Below are 9,311 nucleotides of genomic sequence, written 5' to 3' on the forward strand. Positions count from 1 at the left end.
TTCCCGTTTCGACAAGAAATTGCCGTGTCGGCTGCCGCACGCCGCGAAAGCGTGCTAGTTTCGTTTTTCGATCAACAACATGGGCGCTGATCCGCCCGGAAGGGAAGTATGTCTGACTCGACTGGCGGTATTTTCGATTTCCTCGGAATACTTGCCGTATTGCTGCTCGTCGCCGCCAACGGTTTCTTCGTTGCGGCCGAGTTCTCTCTGGTTTCCGTCCGCCGCAGCCGCGTGACGGAACTCGTTACCGAAGGGCGTATGAACGCCAAGGCGCTGCAGAAGGCAGTCGACAATCTCGATGCCAACCTGGCGGCCACGCAGCTCGGCATCACTATTTCTTCGCTTGCCCTCGGCTGGGTCGGCGAACCTGCTCTTGCCCATCTGCTGGAGCCGCTGCTTAATTTTCTCCCCGGCACCTGGGCTGCGGCTGGGTCGCATGCGGTAGCCGTCGCCATTTCCTTCATCATCATCACTGCACTTCATATCGTCCTCGGCGAACTTGCGCCGAAGAGTCTGGCATTGCAGCGCAGCGAAGGCACAGCGCTCGGGGTCGTGCGCCCGCTCGGCCTGTTCCTCTTCCTGCTCCGTCCGGCAATTGTCGTGCTGAACGGTCTCGGCAATCTCGTCCTTCGCCTCTTCGGCCTCCGCCCTGGCGCGGGCGAAGGCTCGCTGCATTCACCGGCAGAAATCAAACTGCTGGTCGCCGAAAGCCAGGAGGCGGGTTTGCTGGAGCAGGCGCAACAGGAACTTGTCGAGCGCGTCTTCAATATCGGCGACCGCGATGTTTCCGACATCATGACGCCGCGGCTCGAGGTGGAATGGATCGATGCCGACGATCCGCCAGGCGAAATACAGAAGACCATCCGCGAAAGCCGTTTCGAGCAGCTTCTGGTCGGGCGCGGCTCGATCGACGAGCCGATCGGCATGATCCTGAAGAAGGATCTGCTCGACCAGGTTCTGAACGGCGAGCCGCTGAATCCCATGGCTGTCATCCGTCAGCCGCTGGTCGTTCATGAATCCACGGCCGTCTTCAAGGTGCTTGAAAACTTCAAGCGCGCGCCCGTCCGCCTTGCCATGGTCATCGACGAATACGGCAGCCTGGAGGGTATCGTCACGCAGACGGACCTGCTGGAGGCGATCGCCGGCGACCTGCCCGACATGGAAAACGAAACGCCGGATGTCGTCGAGCGTGCCGATGGATCGCTGCTGATGGAAGGCATGATGCCGGTCTATGACGCCTTCGCGCGCCTGGGGCTGCGCTTCAGCGAGGAGGACGTCAATTTCCACACGCTCGCAGGCTTTGCCCTCTACCAGCTCGGCCATCTGCCCGAAGTGGGCGAGAGCTTTTCCCTCGGCGGCTGGCATTTCGAGATCGTCGATCTCGACGGCATGCGGATCGACAAGATTCTGGCCCAACGCGAGCCGCAGCTATAGTTGCGGAGAGCCGGAGGTTCAACGCGAAGGCAGTTGAATTGTCGGTTGCCATCAAGACCCGGAAGCCGCCGGTTTCGATCAATCGATTGAAATCGGAGGCTCCGGGTCTAATTTATTGTGCAATGCAACATTTCGCCATAATTGTCGATTTTCATTTGCGCCTCAATGAATTAAGTTCAACCGGAGGAGTTGGACGGAGACGATGACGAATTGGGTCTACACATTCGGCGACGGCAAGGCCGAGGGGAGCGCCGGAGATTTTGAACGGCTCGGCGGCAAGGGCGCAAATCTTGCGGAAATGTGCAATCTCGGCCTGCCGGTCCCGCCGGGCCTGACGATCGTCAGCGATGTCTGCGCTTTCTATTACAAGAGCGGGCGTAAGATCCCCGACGAGCTGAAGCCGCAGGTCATGCAGGGCCTGCAACGGATGGAAGCCATCACCGGACGCAAGTTCGGGGATACGGAACGGCCGCTGCTCGTTTCCGTGCGCTCCGGCGGGCGTGCTTCCATGCCGGGCATGATGGACACGGTCCTCAATCTCGGCCTCAACGATGCCACGGTGCAGGCGCTCGGCCACGATGCCGGGGACGCCCGCTTCGCCTGGGACAGCTATCGCCGCTTCATCCAGATGTATGCCGATGTCGTCATGGGCCTCGACAACGAGGTCTTCGAAGAGATACTGGAGGATGAGAAGGCGAGATTCGGCCACGAGTTCGATACAGACCTGACGGCGGTTGAATGGCAGCATGTCGTCTCGATCTACAAGGCAATCATCGAGGAAGAATTGGGCGAGGCCTTCCCGCAGGAGCCGGAGGTTCAGCTTTGGGGCGCCGTCCGTGCCGTCTTTGCGAGCTGGATGAACGCCCGGGCCGTCACCTATCGTCATCTGCACAACATTCCCGAAACCTGGGGAACCGCGGTCAACATTCAGGCGATGGTTTTCGGCAATCTCGGCAACTCTTCGGCCACCGGCGTCGCCTTTACCCGCAATCCGTCGACAGGGGAGAAGGAGCTTTACGGCGAATTCCTCGTCAATGCGCAAGGGGAGGATGTCGTTGCCGGCATCCGCACGCCGCAAAGCATCACCGAAGTCGCGCGCATCGCGTCCGGCTATGACAAGCCGTCGATGGAAAAACTGATGCCGGAAGCCTTTGCCGAGTTTAAGGGCATCTGCGCGCAGCTGGAAGCGCACTACCGTGACGTTCAGGACCTGGAGTTCACCATCGAGCGCGGCAAGCTCTGGATGCTGCAGACCCGCAATGCCAAGCGAACCACCAAGGCGGCGATGAAAATAGCCGTCGACATGGTCGATGAAGGGTTGATCACGGAGGACGAAGCTGTTTCCCGCATCGATCCGACGTCGCTGGACCAGCTTCTGCATCCGACGATCGACCCACGCGTCCGCCGCGAGGTCATCGGCTCCGGTCTCCCCGCATCGCCGGGGGCTGCTACCGGCGAGATCGTCTTCACGGCGGAAGAGGCGATCATTGCCGAGGAGGAAGGCCGCAAAGCCATCCTTGTGCGCATAGAGACGAGCCCCGAGGATATTCACGGCATGCATGCCGCCGAGGCGATCCTGACGACGCGCGGCGGCATGACCAGCCACGCGGCCGTTGTCGCCCGCGGCATGGGCATCCCCTGCGTTGTCGGCGCCGGCACCATGCGCATCGACATGCGCAATGAAAAGCTGATCGGCATCGGAGTCACCTTGAAGAAGGGCGATACCGTCACGATAGACGGTTCTACCGGCCAGGTGCTGAAGGGCGAGGTGCCGATGATCCAGCCGGAGCTGTCGGGCGATTTCGGCCGCATCATGGCCTGGGCCGATCGTTCACGGCGCATGACGGTGCGCACCAATGCCGATACGCCGGCCGATGCGCGCGCTGCCCGTTCCTTCGGCGCCGAAGGCATCGGCCTCTGCCGCACAGAGCATATGTTCTTCGAAGGCGATCGCATCCATGTGATGCGCGAGATGATCCTCGCCGAAGACGAGGAGGGGCGCCGCGCCGCCCTTGCGAAGCTGATGCCGATGCAGCGCCTCGATTTCACCGGCCTGTTCACCATCATGCACGGCCTGCCGGTGACCATCCGCCTGCTCGATCCGCCGCTTCACGAATTCCTGCCGAAGACGGACGAGGAGATCGCCGAAGTTGCCGGCATCATGGGAATGGAGCCGGCCGCGCTGCGCCAGCGTGTCGATGCGCTGCACGAGTTCAATCCCATGCTCGGCCATCGCGGCTGCCGACTGGCGATTTCCTATCCGGAGATCGTCGAGATGCAGGCCCGCGCGATTTTCGAGGCGGCTGTCCTTGCCGCGCGCGAAACCGGAGCGGCTGTCGTGCCCGAAATCATGGTGCCGCTCGTCGGCCTGCGCTCGGAGCTGGATTACGTCAAAGCTTGCATCGACGAGGTGGCGCGCGCCGTCATGACGGAAGCGAAGATGAAGATCGATTATCTCGTCGGCACGATGATCGAGCTGCCGCGCGCTGCATTGCGCGCCCATATCATCGCCGAGGCTGCCGAGTTCTTTTCATTCGGCACGAATGACCTGACCCAGACCACCTTCGGCATGTCGCGCGACGACGCGGCGGCCTTCATCCCGACCTATCAGCGCAAGGGCATCATCGAGCATGATCCCTTCATATCGCTTGATTTCGATGGAGTGGGCGAACTTATCCGCATTGCTTCCGAGCGCGGCCGCCGCACCCGCAACGACATGAAGCTCGGCATCTGCGGCGAGCATGGCGGCGATCCCGCCTCCATCCACTTCTGCGAGGATATCGGACTGGATTACGTGTCCTGTTCCCCCTTTCGCGTGCCGATCGCACGGCTTGCGGCAGCACAGGCGGCGATCAGGGGACGGGCCTGATTCTCCAAACCTGGAATTGGTGATCGATCAGTGGCGCCAGTAGCCGCGATGATGGTAATATCCGGGGCCGCCAACGACGATTGTCGGACCCCAGAAGAAATCATCGTTGCTTTCCATGAAGGCCCGCTGATCCGCGCGCCGGCTAAGATCCTGGTTCATCAGGCAGTTGGCAAAGTTCTGGGTGCCTGGCCTGAAGCCATAGCCACTGCATCTGGCCTCGTCGGCGGCTCTGATTTCCTCGGCCGTCTGGCAGGAGGAGAGTACAAACGCAACGGCGAGAAGGGAGAAGACGGAAGCGGCGATACGCATGACGTGTCATCCTGAATGCGGATTTGCATGCACGAACTATAGCGCTGCGCGAGGAGGCGCGAAAGGCGAATTGCGGCCGCAGGCCGATCGCTTACGCAGCTTCTTTCGGTCTTGCCGGCAGCCTTTGCAGGAGATCGACGAAGGCATCGGCAAAGCGTAGCAGGTGCTCGGTTTCATCATCCGGCTGCAGCAGGCGGATTTCTGCGCCATCTTCGTCAAGCGCGGCAAAAAGGGTGCGCATCGTCGCATCCCCTTCCGGAATTCGCAGCACCGCCAATCTGCGGCAATCGGATATCAGCCCTTCGGCCGGCAGATCGAACAGGAAATCGCCGCGCACGGCCGAAGCGGCGTTGCGCACGGCTTCGCAGAAGCCCGGCTCACCGCCGGAAAACCCTTCGAGCGAAAGCTCCAGCTCGAGCAGCTCCAGCGGCAGGATCGGATCGGCTGCATCGGCTCCGGCAATCGCTGCTCCCGGCAGCTGTTTGGCAGCGACGTCTTGAGAAAGCATCGGTTCCATCTCATCAAGTCCTTTCACAGCCTCGATAAAACGCTAAAGAATGGCCTTTTTTAGGAATTTAAGCAAGCGCTCACATTTTTGGCCTAGCCGTTACTGGTTTGAGCTTTGACAAAACATTGGTCGCCGATGCCATGACATTCGATTTATTTTCGCCATTTCTTGATCTAAACATAAATCGTTTTCCGGGATTCGGTGCATCCGGCTTCCGATCCGACGCGCCGACGAGCCCTTGATGACCATTCGCTTCGACCGTCCCGTTTCACATGCCGCCCGCGCCGCGCGCTTGATCGCTTCGTTTGCATTGGTGCTTTGCGGGGTGACGCTGATCGGCCACCGTTTCGCGCCGCTGGAAACCCCTTATTTCGTGCTGCTGCTGCTGATTTCCGCCGGCTGCGCCATCCTGGCGGTGGCGCTTGCGCTGGTCGGTCTGGCACAGCTCTGGCAGAGCGCCGCGATCGGCGGCGTCTCCGCTGTGAAGGCGCTCGTCTATGCTGCCTTGCCGCTCGCCATTCTCGGCTTTGGCGCCGAGCGCTATTGGACGCGGCCGCATATCTACGAGATTTCGACCGATCTCGGCGACCCGCCGGAATGGCTGGCGACGCCGGATGCGCGGCAGCTATGGCTTCCGCCGCGCCATCTGGTGACGCAGCAGGAGCGTGAAGCGCAATTCGATGCCTATCCGGCCCTGATCAGCCGGCGCTATGAGGGCGCTGCCGACCGCGTGCTGGAGGCAGTGCGCAAGGTCGCAAGAGATGACCATATCACCATCGTGAAGGCAGAGGGCGCCGAGGTCGCGGATCCGCACGGCAATGCAAAACCGAAGCGCCGCACGCGCCGGCAGGTTGTCAGCCCCGTACAGGATGACGGCGCTACAGTTGCCGATGTGCCCGATGTCGTCCCCGTGCCGACGCCGCGTCCGCTCCGCGATGGCGTGGCGGAACTCATTCGCCAGAACACCGATGTCACCTTGCAGGGAGAAACCCGCACGCGCATTTTCGGTCTCCCGTGCGACATGCTGATCCGTATTCGCGAGGAAGCCGAGACGACGCTCGTCGATGTTCGCGTCGCCTCCCGCTACGGGCAGGATGATCTCGGCGTCAGCGCCGATATGGCGGATAGTTTTCTGAAAGCTTTGGATGCGGAGCTGCTCGGCATCGCGGGAAGCTAAGGTTCGCCGTCCTCCTTCTCCCCTCGGGAGAAGGTGCCCGAAGGGCGGATGAGGGGGGTGTCCGCTATTCAAATTCGGAAATCATCGATAGCCAGCCGTCCCCACTCAGGCGAGCCGATAGGCCCCCACAAGTGCCGGAGGCCCATCGGTTTCCACCCGGCCCTTCTCGACCAGGTCCTCCAGATGCGCCAGGACCGAAAGCGCTGCCGCGCCGTGCAGCCGAGGGTCGGTGTCGCGATAGATGGCCTTCACCATCTCCGATATCAGCCGGTCGCCGGCCTTGATGCGTTCCAGCACGGCACGCTCGCGCATGCGGCGATGGGTCCTGATCCCGCGCATGAAGGAGGACGGTTCCTTTACCGGGCCGCCGTGACCGGGCAGGAACAGCCGGTCTTCGCGGGCAAGCAGCGTCTCGAGCGACGCCATATAATCGGCCATGGAGCCATCCGGAGGCGCGACGATCGAGGTTGCCCAGGCCATGACATGATCGGCGGAGAAGACGATGCCCGTGCCGTCCAGCGCGAAGCAGGCATGGTTTGCCGTGTGGCCTGGTGTCAGCAGCGCCGTCATCCGCCAGCCGTCTCCCGAGACGCTTTGGCCGTCGGCAAGCACGATATCCGGCTGAAACTCCATATCGGAACTTTCGGCGAAGGGGTTGATTTCGCCCTGATGGAGCGGCCGCGCGGCCCGATGCGGCCCTTCGCCGACGGTGAGAGCCCCCGTCGCTTCCTTCAGCCGCTTGGCAAGCGGCGAGTGATCGCGATGGGTATGGCTGACGAAGATATGCGTGACCTCGCGCCCTTGGAGCGCGGCGAGGAGGGCGTTGAAATGCTTTTCATTCTCCGGACCGGGGTCGATGACGGCGACGGAGGAGGTGCCGACGATATAGCTGTTGGTGCCGTGAAAGGTAAAAGCGCTGGGATTGTTGACCGTCATCCGCTCAATGCCGGGCGCAACGGGAACGGCCCGGCCATAGGCGGGCTCGAAGGCAAGGTCGAAGTCAGGCGTGCTCATGATTGCTTGTATTCGATTTCGATAAAGGACATCGGCTCGGAGCCGGCATTAACGACATTGTGCTCGACGCCCGCCTCGCGCCGGTAGGCGGCGCCCTTGGCGATATCGACCCGCCGGCTGCCGCCCGGCTCCTCCAGCAGAAACCGGCAATCCGTCATCGGCACGACGACATAGCCGAGGCCATGGACATGATGCCCGGTATCGGCGCCCGGTTCGAAATCCCAGCGCGTGATGCGGCAGACCGCGTCGTCGAGAAGTACGGTAGGCACGGCCGGCGGCCGGGCGCGAAACTGGCTCATCGAAGCTCCTGATGGGATCGCAGTGCAGCAGGACCTATCATAGCCGCCCGGAAAGCGCACAGAAAACAGAAATATGCATCCGTGCATCACTTAGTCATTGTAGCGCGATGCGACCTTTGCTAATCAGACGCCGATTTGGCTGGCATGACAGCCATTTCCTCTGTTGGGGCGTCGCCAAGCGGTAAGGCACCGGTTTTTGGTACCGGCATTCCCAGGTTCGAATCCTGGCGCCCCAGCCACATACGTCCTGAATATTCTTAGGTTCGTGAGCCATTCTGCTCATCGGCTGCAACAATATCTTTGCTGCATGAGAGATATTGCCCCAGGAAGTTCTCCGCTCGCAGCGTCGCTATTCCCCCACTTAAATATTGTTTGACCATTTTCCTCCATCTTGTTCGCTATCATTCCGATGCGGACAATCATGAACCAGAAATCTCCTGAACTGCTGCTTTCCATCGTTGCCCCCTGCCATAATGAGGAGGAGGGGCTCGGCGAATTTTGCCGGCGAGCGGTGGCGACGGCGCGGGGGATTGCCGGTGAAGCCTTCGAGATCGTCCTGGTGGATGATGGGTCCACCGACGGCACCTGGGAGATCATCGCCTCGCTTGCCGCGGAGACGCCGCAGGTGCTCGGCGTGCGCCTCATGCGCAATCATGGTCATCAGCTTGCCGCCACCGCCGGCCTTGCTGCCTCGCGCGGCGAGCGGGTGCTGCTGATCGATGCCGATCTTCAGGACCCGCCGGAACTGCTGCTCATGATGATGCCGATCATGGATCGCGGCGCCGATGTCGTCTACGGTCAGCGCGTGCGCCGGCAAGGGGAGAGCTGGTTCAAGCTCGCTTCGGCCTCGCTCTTCTATCGGCTGCTGTCGCGACTCGCCTCGGTAGCGATCCCGCGCGATGTCGGGGACTTCCGGCTGATGCGCCGCCGCGTTGTCGATATCCTGCTGGCGATGCCGGAGCGGGATCGCTTCATTCGCGGCATGGTGAGCTGGATCGGCGGCCGCCAAGTGGCGCTGCCCTATGAGCGTGATGCGCGCTTCGCCGGCACGACCAAATATCCCCTGCGCAAGATGATCAACTTCGCGATCGACGCCATCACCAGCTTCTCTACCGTGCCGCTGCGCATCAGCACCTGGCTCGGCCTTGCAAGCGCCGGCTGTGCCGCGTTGCTGCTGCTCTATACGCTCGTCCGCTGGTTTGCCGGCGAAACGATCGTCGGCTGGTCCAGCATTATGGCGGCAATCACCGCTTTCAGCGCCATCCAGCTTATCTGCATCGGCATCATCGGCGAATATGTCGGCCGCTTGGTGCAGGAAAACAAGCGGCGCCCGATGTTCATGATTGAAAGCCTGCTGCAGGGCGGCCGCTCGCTGGATATCCCCAGCGGGTTTTCGGATATGGATACCGCAGGCAAACGCCGCGCACTTGATGATGCCTTGCGTGGTCTCGGCAAAGAGGCCGATAGCTCAGAGCAAGTGAGGGCGGTGCGCTGATGTCGCAACGTTCCGCGACTTTTCCCTCGGCCGAGGGTGCCGCCGTTTCCGATATTGTTTCCGCGCATGGCGCGGCTGATGCGGATGCCGCCATCGCCAGGCAGAAGCCGGGTCTGGCGATTGCGGCCTTTCTGATCCTGGTCGCGATTTTCGTCGCCTTCTTCAAGTTTCCGCCGATCCTCGACTATCCCAACCATTATGCGCGC

The 9,311-nt window shown here is 61.6% G+C and carries 9 protein-coding genes and 1 tRNA gene; 6 read left to right on the forward strand and 4 right to left on the reverse strand.

Going from position 1 to position 9,311, the window contains the following annotated elements; all coding sequences use genetic code 11:
* Positions 1 to 108: 108 nt before the first annotated feature.
* Together Q4Q11_RS00640 and ppdK are read left to right on the forward strand one after the other, a co-directional pair.
* Positions 109 to 1,434, forward strand: coding sequence for a hemolysin family protein (locus Q4Q11_RS00640; RefSeq protein ID WP_498568244.1), 1,326 nt, complete (start codon positions 109 to 111; stop codon positions 1,432 to 1,434).
* 202 nt (positions 1,435 to 1,636) lie between these two features.
* Positions 1,637 to 4,303 (forward strand): pyruvate, phosphate dikinase, encoded by a 2,667-nt coding sequence (gene ppdK / locus Q4Q11_RS00645; protein WP_112512153.1) that lies wholly within the window; start codon positions 1,637 to 1,639, stop codon positions 4,301 to 4,303.
* Between the two features lie 27 nt (positions 4,304 to 4,330).
* Here ppdK and Q4Q11_RS00650 read toward each other — a convergent pair whose 3' ends face one another.
* Positions 4,331 to 4,612 (reverse strand): hypothetical protein, encoded by a 282-nt coding sequence (locus Q4Q11_RS00650; protein ID WP_113213722.1) that lies wholly within the window; start codon positions 4,610 to 4,612, stop codon positions 4,331 to 4,333.
* A gap of 91 nt (positions 4,613 to 4,703) precedes the next feature.
* A complete protein-coding gene (locus tag Q4Q11_RS00655) occupies positions 4,704 to 5,120 on the reverse strand; it encodes a hypothetical protein (protein ID WP_112512247.1) in 417 nt (138 codons plus the stop codon).
* A 241-nt stretch (positions 5,121 to 5,361) separates the two neighbouring features.
* Between Q4Q11_RS00655 and Q4Q11_RS00660 the strand changes: the two genes are divergently transcribed.
* Positions 5,362 to 6,297, forward strand: a complete 936-nt coding sequence (locus Q4Q11_RS00660) for a DUF1499 domain-containing protein (RefSeq protein ID WP_112512155.1) — start codon at positions 5,362 to 5,364, stop codon at positions 6,295 to 6,297.
* A 105-nt stretch (positions 6,298 to 6,402) separates the two neighbouring features.
* On the opposite strand, the gene Q4Q11_RS00665 is transcribed toward Q4Q11_RS00660, so the two are convergent.
* Both Q4Q11_RS00665 and Q4Q11_RS00670 read right to left on the reverse strand, forming a co-directional pair.
* The gene (locus Q4Q11_RS00665; protein ID WP_112512156.1) at positions 6,403 to 7,311 is read right to left on the reverse strand and encodes an MBL fold metallo-hydrolase; all 909 of its coding nucleotides are present in this window, start codon (positions 7,309 to 7,311) and stop codon (positions 6,403 to 6,405) included.
* Entirely contained in the window at positions 7,308 to 7,610 is a 303-nt protein-coding gene (locus Q4Q11_RS00670) for a cupin domain-containing protein (RefSeq protein ID WP_113213719.1), read from the reverse strand. The genes Q4Q11_RS00665 and Q4Q11_RS00670 overlap by 4 nt, the downstream gene beginning before the upstream one ends.
* Before the next feature lie 164 nt (positions 7,611 to 7,774).
* Here Q4Q11_RS00670 and Q4Q11_RS00675 point away from each other — a divergent pair.
* The 3 genes from Q4Q11_RS00675 to Q4Q11_RS00685 form a co-directional block, all read left to right on the forward strand.
* Positions 7,775 to 7,849, forward strand: a tRNA-Gln gene (locus tag Q4Q11_RS00675).
* A 182-nt stretch (positions 7,850 to 8,031) separates the two neighbouring features.
* On the forward strand, positions 8,032 to 9,105 hold the full coding sequence (locus Q4Q11_RS00680) for a glycosyltransferase family 2 protein (RefSeq protein ID WP_498568245.1): 1,074 nt from the start codon (positions 8,032 to 8,034) through the stop codon (positions 9,103 to 9,105).
* A partial coding sequence (locus tag Q4Q11_RS00685; protein ID WP_498568246.1) for a hypothetical protein occupies positions 9,105 to 9,311 on the forward strand: 207 nt, incomplete at its 3' end. The genes Q4Q11_RS00680 and Q4Q11_RS00685, both read left to right, overlap by 1 nt.

The organism is Rhizobium sp. UFLA01-1127 (genome assembly GCF_059803845.1).